This is a genomic window from Comamonas aquatilis, from assembly GCF_965139575.1.
Lineage (GTDB): Bacteria > Pseudomonadota > Gammaproteobacteria > Burkholderiales > Burkholderiaceae_C > Comamonas > Comamonas aquatilis.
Window position 1 is genome coordinate 88775 of record NZ_CBCSIW010000006.1, and the last position, 15462, is coordinate 104236.

16 protein-coding genes are annotated in these 15462 nt (G+C 61.0%); 13 read left to right on the forward strand and 3 right to left on the reverse strand.

Translation table 11 applies throughout. The features are described 5' to 3' along the window. Positions 1-124: 124 nt before the first annotated feature. From ACNAZA_RS10105 to ACNAZA_RS10140, 8 genes are all read left to right on the forward strand, one after another. Entirely contained in the window at positions 125-682 is a 558-nt protein-coding gene (locus tag ACNAZA_RS10105; protein ID WP_415796473.1) for a hypothetical protein, read from the forward strand. Positions 683-778: 96 nt separating this feature from the next. Then, entirely contained in the window at positions 779-1234 is a 456-nt protein-coding gene (locus tag ACNAZA_RS10110; protein WP_120965889.1) for a PTS sugar transporter subunit IIA, read from the forward strand. Beyond that, positions 1203-1472 (forward strand): HPr family phosphocarrier protein, encoded by a 270-nt coding sequence (locus tag ACNAZA_RS10115; protein WP_415796474.1) that lies wholly within the window; start codon positions 1203-1205, stop codon positions 1470-1472. Before ACNAZA_RS10110 ends, ACNAZA_RS10115 begins: the two co-directional genes overlap by 32 nt. A 151-nt stretch (positions 1473-1623) precedes the next feature. Next, positions 1624-3354 (forward strand): phosphoenolpyruvate--protein phosphotransferase, encoded by a 1731-nt coding sequence (ptsP, locus tag ACNAZA_RS10120; RefSeq protein ID WP_415796475.1) that lies wholly within the window; start codon positions 1624-1626, stop codon positions 3352-3354. A gap of 753 nt (positions 3355-4107) precedes the next feature. Continuing rightward, complete coding sequence (gene wecB, locus ACNAZA_RS10125; protein WP_415796476.1) at positions 4108-5229, forward strand: non-hydrolyzing UDP-N-acetylglucosamine 2-epimerase; 1122 nt, start codon at positions 4108-4110, stop codon at positions 5227-5229. A gap of 8 nt (positions 5230-5237) precedes the next feature. Continuing rightward, positions 5238-7355 carry a glycosyl transferase family protein gene (locus tag ACNAZA_RS10130; RefSeq protein WP_415796555.1) on the forward strand — a complete coding sequence of 706 codons (2118 nt, stop codon included), beginning with the start codon at positions 5238-5240 and terminating at the stop codon, positions 7353-7355. After that, positions 7352-9394, forward strand: coding sequence for an NfrA family protein (locus tag ACNAZA_RS10135; RefSeq protein WP_415796477.1), 2043 nt, complete (start codon positions 7352-7354; stop codon positions 9392-9394). Before ACNAZA_RS10130 ends, ACNAZA_RS10135 begins: the two co-directional genes overlap by 4 nt. 12 nt (positions 9395-9406) lie before the next feature. Further along, a complete protein-coding gene (locus ACNAZA_RS10140; RefSeq protein ID WP_415796478.1) occupies positions 9407-10228 on the forward strand; it encodes an alpha-amylase family protein in 822 nt (273 codons plus the stop codon). A gap of 88 nt (positions 10229-10316) precedes the next feature. Here ACNAZA_RS10140 and lipA read toward each other — a convergent pair whose 3' ends face one another. The 3 genes from lipA to ACNAZA_RS10155 are packed head-to-tail and all read right to left on the reverse strand — an operon-like array spanning position 10317 to position 12374. Beyond that, the gene (gene lipA, locus ACNAZA_RS10145) at positions 10317-11297 is read right to left on the reverse strand and encodes a lipoyl synthase (RefSeq protein ID WP_415796479.1); all 981 of its coding nucleotides are present in this window, start codon (positions 11295-11297) and stop codon (positions 10317-10319) included. Positions 11298-11307: 10 nt separating this feature from the next. Then, positions 11308-12000, reverse strand: coding sequence for a lipoyl(octanoyl) transferase LipB (lipB, locus tag ACNAZA_RS10150; protein WP_415796556.1), 693 nt, complete (start codon positions 11998-12000; stop codon positions 11308-11310). A gap of 53 nt (positions 12001-12053) precedes the next feature. Then, positions 12054-12374: a YbeD family protein gene (locus ACNAZA_RS10155; protein ID WP_120965905.1), complete on the reverse strand. Its 321-nt coding sequence runs from the start codon at positions 12372-12374 to the stop codon at positions 12054-12056. A 376-nt stretch (positions 12375-12750) separates the two neighbouring features. On the opposite strand from ACNAZA_RS10155, the gene ACNAZA_RS10160 reads away from it, so the two are divergent. The 5 genes from ACNAZA_RS10160 to ACNAZA_RS10180 are packed head-to-tail and all read left to right on the forward strand — an operon-like array spanning position 12751 to position 15457. Beyond that, on the forward strand, positions 12751-13224 hold the full coding sequence (locus tag ACNAZA_RS10160; protein WP_415796557.1) for an ATP synthase subunit I: 474 nt from the start codon (positions 12751-12753) through the stop codon (positions 13222-13224). A 14-nt stretch (positions 13225-13238) separates the two neighbouring features. Beyond that, entirely contained in the window at positions 13239-14102 is an 864-nt protein-coding gene (gene atpB, locus ACNAZA_RS10165) for a F0F1 ATP synthase subunit A (protein ID WP_120965908.1), read from the forward strand. Between the two features lie 45 nt (positions 14103-14147). Beyond that, positions 14148-14399 (forward strand): F0F1 ATP synthase subunit C, encoded by a 252-nt coding sequence (atpE, locus tag ACNAZA_RS10170; protein ID WP_003059376.1) that lies wholly within the window; start codon positions 14148-14150, stop codon positions 14397-14399. A gap of 35 nt (positions 14400-14434) precedes the next feature. After that, positions 14435-14905: a F0F1 ATP synthase subunit B gene (locus tag ACNAZA_RS10175; protein ID WP_120965910.1), complete on the forward strand. Its 471-nt coding sequence runs from the start codon at positions 14435-14437 to the stop codon at positions 14903-14905. A 12-nt stretch (positions 14906-14917) separates the two neighbouring features. Beyond that, positions 14918-15457, forward strand: a complete 540-nt coding sequence (locus tag ACNAZA_RS10180; protein WP_120965912.1) for a F0F1 ATP synthase subunit delta — start codon at positions 14918-14920, stop codon at positions 15455-15457. Positions 15458-15462 lie beyond the last annotated feature (5 nt).

Genomic DNA, 15462 nt, shown 5'->3' on the forward strand with positions numbered 1-15462 from the left:
AAAAGTTCAGCCTGCGAGTGGGAGAAAGACTTTTCTCTACGGGTCATCCCTAGGCGTTGGCGGCTGGGGCGGGCATGGCGGCTCCAGATAATGCAGACATGACACAACAGGCATGGACGGGCATATGTTGAAGACCAGGGCGGGCACTGCTGCGCGCTGGCTTGCGCTGACCATAGTGCTGTCTGGCTGCAGCCCGGCGCTCAACTGGCGCACCGTGCAGCTCAAGAATGCACCGCTACAAATTCTGTTGCCCTGCGACGCGCAAACCGCCAGCCGCGATGTGCCCATGGGGGGCGAGCAGGTATCCATGGCCATGGTGGGCTGCGAGGCGGATCATGCCACTTATGCGGTGTCTCACTTTCTGCTCAAAGAGCCTGCGCAGGCTGCCGAGACCTTGGCGCGCTGGCAGGAGGCCGTCTTGGCCCAGTTGCATGCATCAAAGCCGTTGCAGGCCGGAGGTGATGCTGTATTTGTGCCCAAAGGCGCGCTGAATTTGCCGCAATCCATACGCAGCAGGCTGGAGGGCGTGGGGCCACAGGGCCAAAAACTCATAGGCCACGGCGCATGGTTTGCGCGGCTGGAGGATGACAAAGGGGTGCGCATCTACCATGCCGTGATCTATGCCGACAAACCCAGGCCGGAAGCTGCGCAGGTTTTTTTTGCGGGGCTGCAGCTGCAGTAGCGGCCGTCATCGTCCCCATATTCACCATGCTGTACGCGCCAATGTGCAAGATCTCCCGCCGGCGCGCCATAATTTGCCATCAAGAACTGTGACTACATGACCACGCGCATTCTTTTGCTCACCCACGCCCCGCTGGCCTCCGCGCTGCGCGAATGCGCGCTGCACGTGTTTGCCGACAGCGCCGACGATGTGCTGGCACTGGATGTGCCGGCTCAGGAGCCGCCGGAAAGCACGCTGCAGCGGGCTCGGGAGATGTTGGAAGCGCATGGAGGTATGTCTCTGCCCACATTGGTGCTGACCGATCTCTTCGGCGCCACGCCTTGCAACGTGGCTCAGCGTCTGGTGGCGCAGCTGCCCGCGCGGCTGGTGGCCGGGGTGAACCTGCCCATGCTGTTGCGCTCCATAGGCTATAGGCAGGAAGCGCTGGATGCGCTGGTGTCGCGTGCCATGGTGGGCGGCAGCCAGGGCGTCATGCAGGTGGCCAGCAGTTCATTGCAAAATCAAAGCGCACGACCTTCTCATGATCAAGACTCATATCACCATCAGCAATAAGCTGGGCCTGCACGCCCGCGCCTCGGCCAAGCTCACCAAACTCGCCGGCAGTTTCCCTTGCGAAGTTTGGCTGACAAAGGGTGAGCGTCGCATCAACGCCAAAAGTATCATGGGCGTGATGATGTTGGCTGCAGGCATTGGCTCCGCGGTGGAGCTGGAGACCGATGGCGAACGCGAGCAGGAAGCCCTGGATGCCTTGGTCGCCTTGATCAATGACAAATTTGGCGAAGGCCAGTAAGTAGCAAGATCGCTTTGCCGCCACAGTGTGACGGGGGAGCTTCTGGGCGCGGGGCGGGACACTTGTTGCATTTCGATGCAGCAGGCGAATGGCCGCCTGGCGATCCGGAGCAAGCAAAAACAATCGCGTCATTCGCGAAAGGGCAGTCGCTATGACATTTGCAATCCACGGCCTGGCCGTGTCACGGGGTATTGCGATTGGGCGTGCGGTGGTGGTGGCCTCCAGCCGCATGGAGGTGGTGCACTACTTCATTCACCCGGAGCAGATCGAGTCTGAAATCGCGCGGGCACGCAGTGCGCGCAACTCGGTCATCGACGAGTTGAGGCGTCTGCAGGAAGAAATGCCCAAGGATGCACCCGGCGAGCTGGATGCTTTGCTGGACGTGCACCTGATGCTGCTGCAGGACGATGCACTGGCAGAAGCCATACGTCACTGGATATCGGACCGCCTGTACAACGCCGAATGGGCATTGACTACGCAGTTGGAGATCGTCTCGCGTCAGTTTGACGAGATGGATGACGAGTATCTGCGTGAGCGCAAGGCCGACCTGGAACAGGTGGTGGACAGGATTTTGCGCCATATGAAAGGCGTGCCCAATCCGGTCGGTGCGCCTCAGGTTGCCCCCCAGGATGGCGTCCATGAATCGCCGCTGGTGCTGGTGGCCCAGGATCTTTCGCCTGCCGACATGTTGCAGTTCAAGAGCAAGGTGTTTGCCGGTTTCATCACCGCCGTGGGCGGCAAGACCAGCCATACCGCCATCGTGGCGCGCAGCATGGACATTCCAGCGGTGGTGGGCGCGCGCGCGGCCAGCCAGCTGATCCGCCAGGACGACTGGGTCATCATCGACGGCAACGAAGGCGTGGTCATCGTCGATCCCTCGCCCATCATTCTGGCCGAGTACGGTTTCAGGCAACGCCAGAACGAGCTGGAGCGCGAGCGTTTGTCGCGCCTGCGCTTCACGCCCTCGCTCACCATGGACGGACAAAAAGTGGAGTTGCTGGCCAATATCGAGCAGCCCGGCGATGGCCCGGCTGCCGTGCATGCCGGGGCCGTGGGCGTGGGGCTGTTTCGCACCGAGTTCCTGTTCATGGGACGGGGCGGCAATCTGCCCGGCGAGGAAGAGCAATACCGCGCCTACCGCGAAGCCATTGACGGCATGCAAGGCATGCCGGTCACCATACGCACGCTGGATGTGGGCGCCGACAAGCCGCTGGACAAAGCACAGCCCAAGGACTATTACCTGAACCCCGCTCTGGGTCTGCGCGCCATTCGCTGGAGCCTGGCGGATACCGCCATGTTCCGCACCCAGCTGCGTGCCATTTTGCGTGCGGCGGCGTACGGGCAGATTCACCTGCTGTTTCCCATGCTGGCCCACCGCAGCGAGATCGAGCAGACCCTGGCCCAGCTGCGCCAGGCGCAAAGCGAGCTGGATATGCGTGGTCTGCCTTATGGCCCGGTCAAGTTGGGAGCCATGATCGAGATACCGGCTGCTGCGCTGGTGGTGCGTACCTTCCTCAAGTACTTTGACTTTCTCTCCATAGGCACCAATGACCTGATCCAGTACACGCTGGCCATTGATCGTGCCGATGAAACCGTGGCCCATCTCTACGACCCCATGCACCCGGCGGTGCTGCGCCTGGTGTCCGAAGTGATTGCCGCGGCCGATGCGGCCGGCAAGCCAGTCTGTGTCTGTGGCGAAATGGCCGGCGACGTAAGCATGACCCGGCTGCTCCTGGGCTTGGGTTTGCGCAGTTTCTCCATGCATCCCGCCCAGATCCTGGCCGTCAAGCAGGAAATCCTGCGAGCCGATACGCAAAAACTGGCTCCCTGGGCGCAGCAAGTGATGAATAGCGAAGACCCGGCGGAACTGCTGGCACCCTAGCCCGCAATGGCTGGCACGCCGCCACAAGGTGCACAGGGCGGCTGGCGGCCTTCGTGCTTCGGAGGCCGGGAAGCCATGGCCTGGAATTGTTTGCAATGCTTGACGATGTGGCGTTGCCTGGCGGCAACATGACGGCCCGAGTTCAGGCCCTCAGCGGTCGAAACGCGCATTTACAAATTTAATTGCGATTGATTCTCATTTGCTGTTATAGTTGCATCCAGCTTGTAGCGAATCACTCTGGTGGGGTTCATGCGCTACACAGCTCAGTTTCATCGTGGGGCGACTCGCCAGGCCAGTTCAGCCTGCAGTCGTTTTTGCCAGCCAGCGGTTTGCCGGTTAGCCAGGCTTTTTTTGCGATGACTCTGGATATTCAATATTGATAGCTGCCAGCGTGTGCTGGCTCTGGTTTATTGATTAAAAATTGATTGAAATTCAAGCGGAGATAGCGGTAGCTGCTCCGCTTTTTTGCATTTCAGAATCGACAAGTCGATAGTCTCAATCGTCTTGGCTGTCCAGTTGATGCAGTAATTACATGGACTTGGTCGTAACAACTGCTCACGTTGCAGAACTTTTTTATAGTCGTTGGGTCTGTGGAGTGTGCGCAAACTTTCGTGTGATGCACACCTGTCAAAAGCTCAGGCCCTTGGATTTCTGGTAGCGCAAACAGTCGCCAACACGCGTCTACCAGCTCACACGCAAGCGCTAGATGGCCGCACCGGTGTTGCGACTCACCGGCAGGCCTGAAAGGCATGCATGAAGCTTCTTTCTGTAATCGGGACCCGCCCCGAAGCCATCAAGATGGCCCCCGTGGTGCGTTTGCTCGCCGCCACCCCCTGTATGGACTCCGTGGTCTGTGTGACCGGCCAGCACCGCCACATGCTCGAGCAGGTGCTGGAGCTGTTCGACATCCAGCCCCAGCATGATCTGTCGGTGATGGCGCAAGGCCAGACGCTCAACAGCCTCTCGGCCCGCATTCTGCAAGGTATGGACGAGCTGCTGGTGCAGCTCAAGCCGGATCGCGTGCTGGTGCACGGCGATACCACCACGGCCATGGCCGCCGCCATGGCAGCGTTTCACCGTCATATCCCCGTGGTGCATGTGGAGGCCGGGCTGCGTACCGGTTCGCTGGCCGAGCCATGGCCCGAGGAAATGAACCGCCGCGTGATCGATGTGATGGCCGAGCTGATGTTTGCCCCCACCGAAAAAGCCAAGGCCAATCTGCTGGCCGAAAACCTGCAGGGCGAAATTCATGTGGTCGGCAATACCGTGATCGATGCCCTGCAGTGGGTGGCGCGGCGCTTTGAAAACGATGCGGCCCTGCGCGAGAGCGTGGATGCGCGCCTGCCGCAGCTGACCGAAGGCAAACGCATGGTGCTGCTGACCAGCCACCGCCGCGAAAACCATGGCGATGGCCTGGGCCAGATCTGCGATGCGGTGGTCGAGCTGGTGGCCGGTGGCGAGGTGGAGGTGGTCTACCCTGTCCACCTCAATCCGCTGGTGCTGGATGTGGTGCAGCAGCGCCTGGGCCGGGTGACTGGCGTGCATCTGATCGAGCCGCAGGACTATCTGGGTTTTGTGCGCCTGATGCAGCGTGCATTCCTGGTGCTGACCGATTCCGGAGGCGTTCAGGAAGAAGCTCCAGCGCTGGGCAAGCCCGTGTTGCTGCTGCGTGATGTGACCGAGCGCCCTTCGGTGGTGGAGGCCGGTGTGGTCAAGCTGGTGGGTACCGACAGGCAGCGCATTGTGACGGCCGTCCGTGAGCTGCTGCACGACAGTGTCGCCTATGAGCGCATGACCCGTGCCGCCCATCCTTACGGCCACGGCGACGCCAGCGAGAAGATCGTGCAGATCCTGCTGAAGGCGAAGGCCGCGTGATGGTGGAGATGCAGCCGTTTTCCGACTTTTTCAGCGCCAACTACCGTGCTTTGGAGATCGCCACGGCCTTTGTCGCCGTGGTGGTGCTGATCTCCAGCATCGACGATCTGTTCATTGACGCCAGGTACTGGATTCGCGAAATCTGGCGCCATCTGCGCGTCAAGCCTTTGCACACGGCGCTCACGCCTGCGCAGCTGCGCTCCGTGCCCGAAAAGCCCATTGCCATCATGGTGCCGGCCTGGCAGGAGCACGACGTCATCGCCTCCATGATCGAGAACATGGTGGCCACGCTGGAATATCGGGAGTTCATGGTCTTTGTGGGTACTTACCCCAACGACCAGCGCACGATCGACGAGGTGGAGCGCATGCGCCGCCGCTACAAGCAGCTGGTACGGGTGCAGGTGCCGCATGACGGCCCCACCTGCAAGGCCGATTGCCTGAACTCGATTGTGCAAAGCATTGAGCAGACCGCGCACAAGCGCGGCATAGAGTTTGCCGGCATGGTGCTGCATGACAGCGAGGATGTGCTGCACCCGCTGGAACTCAAATACTTCAACTACCTGCTGCCGCGCATCGACTTCATCCAGCTGCCCGTGACCTCGCTGGAGCGCAACTGGAATGAATGGGTGGCCGGCGTTTACATGGATGAGTTTGCCGAATGGCACGCCAAGGATCTGGTGGTGCGCGAGAGCATGAGTGGCATGGTGCCTTCGGCCGGCGTCGGCACTTGTTTCTCGCGCAAAGCCATGCTGGCGCTGATTGCCGAAACGGATGGCCAACCCTTCAACCCCGATACGCTGACCGAGGATTACGACGTGGGCACGCGTCTGGCGCGCATGGGCATGCGGCAGATTTTTGGCAAGTTCCCGGTGCAGTACCGTGTCAAGCGCAAAGGCTGGACGGGCAAGGAAAAGCAGATCGAGATCACCATGCCGCTGGGCGTGCGCGAGTTCTTTCCCAATACTTTTCGCACGGCCTACAGACAAAAAGCGCGCTGGACGCTGGGCATAGGTCTGCAAGGCTGGGAGCAGGTGGGCTGGCAGGGCAATGCCGCCGTCAAATACCTGTTGTTCCGGGACCGCAAAGGCCTGATCACGGCCTTTGTGGCGATTGCTGCGTATCTGATTTTTTTCAATTACATGTTGCTGGCGCTGTTGGGTGTCATGGGCTGGTGGAGTGACGGCCTGCCTCCCATCCAGTCGCTGGCGCACTGGGTGCAGGTGGTGATTGCGCTGAACTTCATGGCCTTACTGTTGCGCATGGCGCAGCGCGCTTATTTTGTGGGCCGTATCTATGGCGGCGTGCATGCGCTGCTGTCCATTCCGCGCATGGTGGTGGGCAACTTCATCAATGCCGCAGCCGCAGGCCGCGCCTGGAAGCAGTATCTGAGCCACAAGCTCTTTGGCAGCAAGCTGGTCTGGGACAAGACCATGCACGACTTCCCCACGGTGGAGCAGCTGGCAGAGCAGAAACAGCATCTGGGCGATCTGCTCAAAAGCTGGCAGGCGATTGATGCCGAAACGCTGGATGCTGCTCTGGAGCAGCAGGCCCAGACCGGCGGTACGCTGCTGGGCCAGGTGCTGCTCCAGAACGGCTGGGTGGATGAGGACCTGCTGGCGGAAGCCCGGGCCTATCAGGCCGATCTGCCGCGACTGCATCTGACCGATGGCCAGGAGCGTATCGACCTGAGTCTGCTGCCGGCGCGAGACATGATTCGCTGGCGCATGTTGCCGCTGGCCAGCAGCGATGAAAGCGCCCTGCATGTGGCGGTGGCCTCGGTCTTGCCCGAGACCGTACAGGCGCAGCTGCAAGCGCGCTTGAAGCGCCCCTTGCGTCAGCTGGTGGTACGTGAGGGCGACATTGCCGCAGGTTTGCGCCAGTTGAGCGGGATGGCCGAGGAAGAGGGCGGTGCGTCGGCCGCTTTGCTGGGCGACTGCCTGATCTATCAGGGGGATCTCAGCCGCGAGGCACTGGACCAGGTTTTGGACTCTTATGACGCAGCCCGCCATGGGCGCCTGGGTGGCCATCTGGTGCTCCAGGGTTTGGTGACGCCAGAGCAGCTCGACAAGGCTTTGCTGGAGCAGCAAAGAGCGCGACTCAAACCGTCTGAGGAGGAGGGTGAATGACAGAGAGAACTCGCGGACCTATGCCGGCGCTGATGTCGGCCATTTTTGTCGCTCTGTTAGGCAGCGCGGCCGGCGTGCAGGCGCAGGAACGCGCTCTCACGGGCGCGGCCTGGCAGCATGCCGACCGTGCCTACAAGGCCTATGCCAAGGGCGACTATGTCCATGCCTTGCAAGAGGCTCGGGCCGCACGCCGCCTGCGCCCCGATGTGCCACGTCTGCAGGCGTTGGAAGAGCAGGCGCGGGCGACGGTAGATGCCGCCAATGCGGCCAGCGCTGCTCAAGAGAAAGCCCGGCGCGCCCAGGCCCTGGCCCAGCAGGCATATGCCAAGGCGCAGCAGCCTGAGCAAGTGGATGCGGCGGTCGCTCTCATCCGTCAGGCTTTGCAGCTCAATCCCCAGCCCTTGCCCTGGCATGTGCTGCAGGCCCGCTTGCTGTTGAGCGCTCAGCGCTGGAGCGAGGTGGATGCAGGCCTGCAAATCCATCCAAATCAGTCCGCTCTGCTGCAAGCCAAAGCCTATGCATTGTTGCAGCAAGGCCAGGACGTGCAGGCGCTGCAGGTGCTTGATCAGACGCTGAGCAGCGCTTCCGGTCTGAGTGCCGATGCGCGGGCCGGCCTGTTGCGCCAGGGGGCGGATACGGCACTGGCAGCCGGGCAGCTGGCACAAGGACGTGAGTGGGCCCGGCAATTGCAGACTATGTCTGCCGAGAATGCGGCCCAAGACGCGGCAGTGCGCCTGCAGCTCTTGCAATCTGGCCTCTCTTTCCAACTGTCCATGCCAGCGCCCGATTTGAGCTGCAATGCAGAGGCAGTCTGCACAGCCAGCTATGCATTTGATATTGAAAACGGCTTGGCCAATGCTGCTTATGCGGCGGCGCGGCTGCAGCAGTGGCCGCAGGTGCAGAGCTTGTCCCAGACATTGCTGAAGCTGCAGCCCGCCAAAGGCGCTTGCTGGCAGCTGCTGATTGCGGCGCTGCAAGGCCAGGGGCAGGGCGATGTGGCTCGCACCCAGGCGCAGCAGGCCTTGCAGGCCATGGCGGGCCAGGACTCCGGCTTGAAGCCTGCCGAACTGGCCCAGATCGCCCATACTGCGGGCGACAAGCAGGCCGAAGCCGATTTCTACACCGCGGCCGAGCAGGGGCATGCGCTGCCAGCGGCTCAACTTGAAGATGCGGCATTTGCCGCCGAGCATGTGGGCGACAGCCGTGCCGCCGTACGCCGCCATGTGGCGGCTCTCGACAGCGCCGATACCGGGCAGATCCGCTTCACGTCCCAGCAGCGTCAGGATGTGCGCCTTGCCGTGGGCGATCTGGATCGGCAGTGGGGCAGCTCGGCCGGGGTTTTCAGCAGCCGCGGCAGCACCTTGCCGGGTGGGCAAAGCGGTTCGAGCGGCTATCGCAGCCTGCAGACCGTGGGCGAGGTGTTCTGGCGGCCGCAGCAACTGCGTGGCGACGGCACGTTTGTCGATCTGTATGGCCGTTACATGGGCAATCTGCGTGCTGCACCGCAAGAGGCTACGGGGCCTGAGTCATCGCAGCTGGCGCTGGGGATTCGCGCCAAGCCTTTTGGCAGCCAGAACCTGATCGTGGCGGCGGAGCGCTGGCAAAAGCTGGGTGCAGCCAGCCGCAATGACTGGCTGTTGCGCGCCGCGTACTCCTACACCAAGGACATGTATGGCCCGGTGAACCGCGAGCGCTGGATGACTGGCGATCTGTATCTGGAGGCCGGGCGCTATCTGCAATCGGGCGAAAAATACGCCACGGGCGAGCTGCGTTACGGCCCGCAGTGGCGGCTGCGTGGTTCGGATTCTGGCAACTGGGGGCTGTGGGGTTATGGCGTGGCGGCTGCCGAGTACAACAGCAGCTACAGGCGCACCGGGGCCGGCAGCGTCGGTGTGGGCGTGAGCCTGAGGCGCTGGTTGCGTGAAGACCGCACACATGCGGGTCGCTCCTGGGTGGATTTCACCGTGCAGTATCGTGTGCGCATGGGGGGCGATGACAGAGCCAGCGGGCTGGTCGCCCGTGCCTCCTGGTATTACTGAGAAGGCCCTCACTTGTACACACGTAGAACCGCAGTCTCTGCTGCCTTGCTGCTGCCCAGCCTAGGCATAGCCCAGAGAGCGCCGCCCATGCCGCCGGTCAAGGTTTCAGGCATGGTCTGGCAGCCCGATAACGCCACGTCCAGGCCCAAGGGCGAGTGGCAGCGCCTGGGTATTCAAACGCTGCTGATCCAGTGGCTGGCTACCGATGATGGCAGCGGCAAGCTGTGGCGCACGCCCGCGCTGGAGAGCCTGCCCGGCCAGCCCTGGGCGCAAAGCATTATTGCCGGCCTAGTCGGAGATTACGACGAGCCGCGTGCGCGCCGCCGGGTAGAGCTGCTGGCGCAGGCTTCGGCCCGGCTGGCCAAGGAAGCCCTGCCTTTTCAGCCAGTGGGCTGGTATTTTCCGGTGGAGTCTGACCCCAGCTGGAAGGAGGTGAGTCGCCTGGCCGAGAGCCTGCAGAATCTGCCGCGCCCGCTGTGGGTCAGCGCATACGACAACAGCAATCTGGGGCCCAAGGCTTTTGCCCGCTGGGTCAAGCGTTGGCTGCCGCCGGATGTGGGGCTGTTCTTTCAGGATGGCGTGGGTCTGCACACCCGCAGTGCTGCCACGGCGGCGCGCTATGCGCTGGCGCTGGCTGATGCCGTGGGCTGGCAGCGGCTGAAGGTGATTGCAGAGGCCTTCAGGCCCGATGGCGCCGGGCATTTCCGCAGTGCCACGGCGCAGGAGCTGCGCGCCCAGCTCTCGTTTTATGCGGGCTGGCCGGTGCTGGTGTTTGACGGGCCGCATTATTTGACGCCGGCGCTGGTGGAAGCGCTAGTGCAATCAAAACCATAGCTGCTTGCGCTTGTGCATTAAGCGATAGCAGCCGATCTGGCAATAAAAAAGCAGCCGCGTGGGCTGCTTTTTTATGGAGCGTCTGCAATCACACGCCAGCGGCATGGGCCTGCTGGTCGGCGTGGTAGCTGGAGCGCACCATGGCGCCCACGGCCGCGTGGGAAAAGCCCATTTTGTAGGCCTCTTCTTCGAACATCTTGAAGGTGTCCGGGTGCACATAGCGGCGCACCGGCAGATGGCTGTTGGTGGGCGACAGATACTGGCCGATGGTCAGCATGTCGATGTTGTGGGCACGCATATCGCGCATCACTTGCAGGATTTCTTCGTCGGTTTCACCCAGGCCGACCATGATGCCGCTCTTGGTGGGCACATCGGGGTGCAGTTCCTTGAACTTCTTCAAGAGGTTCAGCGAGAACTGGTAGTCCGAGCCGGGACGCGCTTCCTTGTACAGACGGGGCGCGGTTTCCAGGTTGTGGTTCATTACATCGGGTGGAGCCGACTTGAGAATCTCAAGCGCACGATCGTCGCGGCCGCGGAAATCGGGCACCAGAATCTCGATCTGCGTGGTGGGAGAGAGTTCGCGGATGTTCTTGATGCATTCCACAAAGTGGCCGGAGCCACCGTCGCGCAGGTCGTCGCGGTCCACGCTGGTGATCACCACGTATTTCAGGCGCAGCGCAGCAATGGTGCGCGCCAGATTCAACGGCTCGTTCACATCCAGCGGATCGGGACGGCCGTGGCCCACGTCGCAGAACGGGCAGCGGCGCGTGCACTTGTCACCCATGATCATGAAGGTGGCCGTGCCCTTGCCAAAGCATTCGCCGATGTTGGGGCAGCTGGCTTCCTCGCACACGGTGTGCAGATTGTTCTTGCGCAGAATGTCCTTGATTTCGTAAAAACGCGTGCTGGGGCTGCCCGCCTTGACGCGGATCCACTCGGGTTTCTTGAGAACTTCAGCCTGCTCCACCTTCACGGGGATGCGCGCCAGCTTGGCGGCAGCCTTTTGCTTGGCCAGCGGGTTGTAGTTTTCGGCGGACTGCGCTTCGCGCACGACTTCGTTGGTGCTCATGATCTTGCCTCTACGGGGATAGCCGTTTTTGCAGCTGGTGGCCAAGCACGTGCGCGGCCTCATCCCAGGTTGTCTTGATGCCGATTGTAGAAAGGTCCACTGTCTTCAGTCCTGCATATCCGCAAGGGTTGATTCGCAAATAAGGTTCCAAATCCATGTCGACATTGAAGGCCACTCCGTGGTAGGTGCTGTGGCGGCTCACTTTGATGCCCAGGGCTGCAATCTTGCCCAGGCCCTCGAAATGCGGCTCGGGTGCAGGGCTGCCCGGCTCGCGGTGTTGCGGGCGCTGCTCCAGGATGGCATGGCTGCGCGGGTCATCCAGGCGCACATAAATGCCGGGAGCTCCCGCCACGCGGTGGCCGGTCACGCCAAAGTGATCCAGGGTGCGGATCACGGCATCTTCCAGGCGGTACACGTATTCCTTGACGAAATAGCCGGTGCGCTGCAGATCCAGCAGCGGATAGGCCACCACCTGGCCCGGGCCGTGATAAGTCACCTGCCCGCCACGATTGGTGGCCACTACGGGAATGTCTCCGGGCTGCAGCAAATGGTCGACTTTGCCTGCAAGCCCTTGAGTGAAGTGCGGAGTATGCTCACAAATCCATAGCTCATCACGCGTAGCCGCATTGCGCGTGCGCGTGAATTCCTGCATGGCTGCGACCGTGCTTTCATAGCCCGTGCGGCCCAGGATGCGCAGATCCATGGGCTCGGGGGGGCTGAGGTCGGCGGGTGTGCTGTGAGCGACTGCCGCGTCGATCACAGCACCACCTTCACCAGCGGGTGAGAGGTGAGTGCGCGGTAGAGGTTGTCCAGCTGTTCGCGGCTGGTGGCCGTGACGGTGATGGTCACGCCCAGGTATTTGCCGCCGGCGCTGGGGCGCAGCTCAATGCTGCTGGCATCGAAGTCAGGATCGAACTGCTCGGCAATCTTGGTGATCTCGCCTACGTAGTGCTCGTCCTTGAGGCCCATGACCTTGATGGGGAACTGGGACGGGTACTCGATCAGCGAGTCCTTGCGGGAGTCTTCAACGCTCTCGCCGGCAGCGGGAGTCGGGGTGTTCGGTGTGGTGTCGCTCATAGGATGGATTCCGTGAGTTGTTATCTGTATGGCGCAAGGCAAGCGCTGCGCAGGACAAAAATATTGGCGTCCATTGTGCTTGCTGCCCCTGTAGCCTGCGCTGTGTGCGCCTATTGACGGTCGTCAACGGCCAAAAGCCCTTGAAATTTGCCGGAATTTCAGGGCAATCCGTAATGCATTTCAGTGCACACTTGCGCCCGTTTAGACGCCGCTGGCGACATTTGTTGGTCATCAGCGACACGAAACGCGGTGTATGTATGCTTTTATGCATGACAGTAACAACCCCTATCGCTCGGCAGGGGTTTTTACTTATAATCAGAGGCTTTGTTAAAAAGTCTAGTCCGGTTCTTGCAGCTTGGTGGCACCAGAGAAATCAATGAAAAATAGCGCCACTGAGCTACAGGATGAGGTTGAAGTCGACGATTTCAAGCCCCTGACTGCACAAGAAGCCTCGGCATGGCGCCAGCGCTTCCCGCAGGTCTCGGTGTGGCGCATCGTCTGGGTTCAGGCGGTGGTCGGCGCTGTGGTGGCGTTGATCGCGTGGCTGGTGACAGGGCGTGCTTCCGTGGGTTGGTCGGCGGCTTATGGCGCGCTGGCCGTGGTGATCCCGGCAGCATTGTTTGCGAGAGGCATGGCCCGCCAGCGTCCGGGAGACGCCGGAAGCGCCATGGTCAGAATTTTTGGCTGGGAACTGGTCAAGCTGGTGCTCTGCATTGCCATGTTGGCTGCAGCGCCCAAGTTGGTTCCCAACCTGAGCTGGTTGGCTTTGCTGGCCGGCTTGATTGTTGTAATGAAAACGTATTGGATTGCGCTGTTGGTGCGATCCGGTGTTCGAAAAACTGAAGCTTAAGAAAAGAGTTGACGATGGCCGCTGATGCGCACGCCCCAACTGCAAGTGAATACATCGTTCACCACTTGCAACACCTGCAAAACATCAAGCAGAAGTCCGTCATCGATTTCTCAGTTATCAACTACGACTCCATCGCAGTAGCTGGCATTCTGGGTCTGCTGGGCATTTTTGTGCTCTGGCTGGCTGCCCGCAAGGCGACTTCCGGTGTTCCTGGCCGCTTCCAGGCTGCCGTGGAAATGCTGGTTGAAATGGTGGATAACCAAGCCAAGGCCAATATCCACAACGCCGAATCTCGCAAATTCATCGCTCCTCTGGCGCTGACCGTGTTTGTCTGGATTTTCCTGATGAACGCCATGGACATGCTGCCCGTGGACCTGCTGCCTGTGCTGTGGCAAGGCGCTACTGCTGACTCTCACGCTTATCTGCGTGTCGTGCCTACGGCCGACCTGTCCACCACGCTGGGCCTGTCGACTGCCGTGCTGATCCTGTGCCTGTACTACAGCGTCAAGATCAAGGGCCTGGGCGGCTGGGCGCACGAACTGGTGTCCGCACCGTTCGGCACCTCCAAGAATCCTGTCTTCGCCCTGATCCTGGGCGTGGTCAATCTGCTGATGCAGATTATTGAATACGTTGCCAAGACGGTTTCGCACGGTATGCGACTGTTCGGCAACATGTACGCTGGTGAGCTGGTGTTCATGCTGATTGCCCTGATGGGTGGTGCGGCGGCTATGTCGCTCTCTGGTGTGTTGCTCCCCGTGGGGCACATCATTGCAGGCACGATCTGGGCGATCTTCCACATCTTGGTGATTACCCTGCAAGCCTTCATTTTCATGATGCTGACGCTGATTTATCTCGGCCAAGCACATGAAGCTCACTGACCTTTCCCTTTCACTTTCACTTTCCCTTCATCTCTAGGAGTCATCATGGAAAACGTTCTCGGTCTCGTCGCTCTGGCTTGCGGTCTGATTGTTGGTCTGGGCGCTATCGGCGCTTCTATCGGTATCGCCCTGATGGGTGGCAAGTTCCTGGAATCCTCGGCACGTCAGCCTGAGCTGATCAACGAACTGCAAACCAAGATGTTCATCTTGGCTGGTCTGATCGACGCCGCCTTCCTGATCGGCGTGGCTATCGCTCTGCTGTTCGCTTTTGCCAACCCCTTCCAACTGGTGGCCTAAGCTCCGTTCAACGCCCTAAATAGAAAGGTGTTGCCGTGAGTATCAACGCGACCCTGTTCGTTCAGGCCATTGTTTTCCTGATCCTGGTGCTGTTCACGATGAAGTTCGTGTGGCCCCCGATTGCGAAGGCACTGGATGAGCGAGCCCAGAAAATCGCCGATGGCCTCGCTGCTGCCGACAAGGCTAAGTCCGAGCTGACCGCTGTTAACAAGCGTGTCGAGCAGGAACTGAGCCAGACGCGCAACGAAACAGCATCGCGGCTTGCGGACGCCGAGCGCCGCGCCCAGGCCATCATCGAAGAGGCCAAGGCCCGTGCGTCAGAAGAAGGCAACAAGATTGTTGCTGCTGCCCGCGCCGAAGCTGAACAGCAAGCCATTGCTGCCCGTGAAGCCCTGCGTGAGCAAGTGGCTGCATTGGCTGTGAAGGGCGCCGAGCAAATCCTCCGCAAGGAAGTGAATGCCGGCATCCACGCTGATCTGCTGAACCGCCTGAAGACAGAGCTGTAAGGAACCGCAAAAATGGCCGAACTCGCCACCATTGCCCGCCCTTACGCCGAAGCATTGTTCAAAGCCTGCGCCGACAAGGGCGCAGACTTGAGCAGCACTGTCGCCTGGGTGGAGGAATTGGCGGCGATTGCCGCCAATCCGCAATTGCGCCAACTGGCTGACAGCCCCAATGTGTCGAAGACTCAGGTGTTCGATGTCATCGCGGGTGTCGCCAAGTCGGCATTGCCCGAGACTGCGCACAATTTCCTGCGCGTAGTTCTCGAAAACGGCCGTCTGGACGTGCTGCCTGAAGTGGCAGCTCAGTTCCGCAGCCTCGTGAACAGCAAGAGCGGCTCTTCGGACGCCGTGGTGTTCAGCGCTTTCCCCATTGAGGATGCAGCGCTGGCCGAGCTGGGCGCTTCGCTGGAAAAGCGCTTTGGCCGCAAGCTGAACCTCACTGTGAAGCTGGAAGAATCGCTGATCGGTGGCGTTCGCGTCGTGGTGGGCGACGAAGTGCTGGACACTTCCGTCAAAGCCCGTCTGGAACAAATGAAAGCGGCCCTCACCGCGTAATGCGC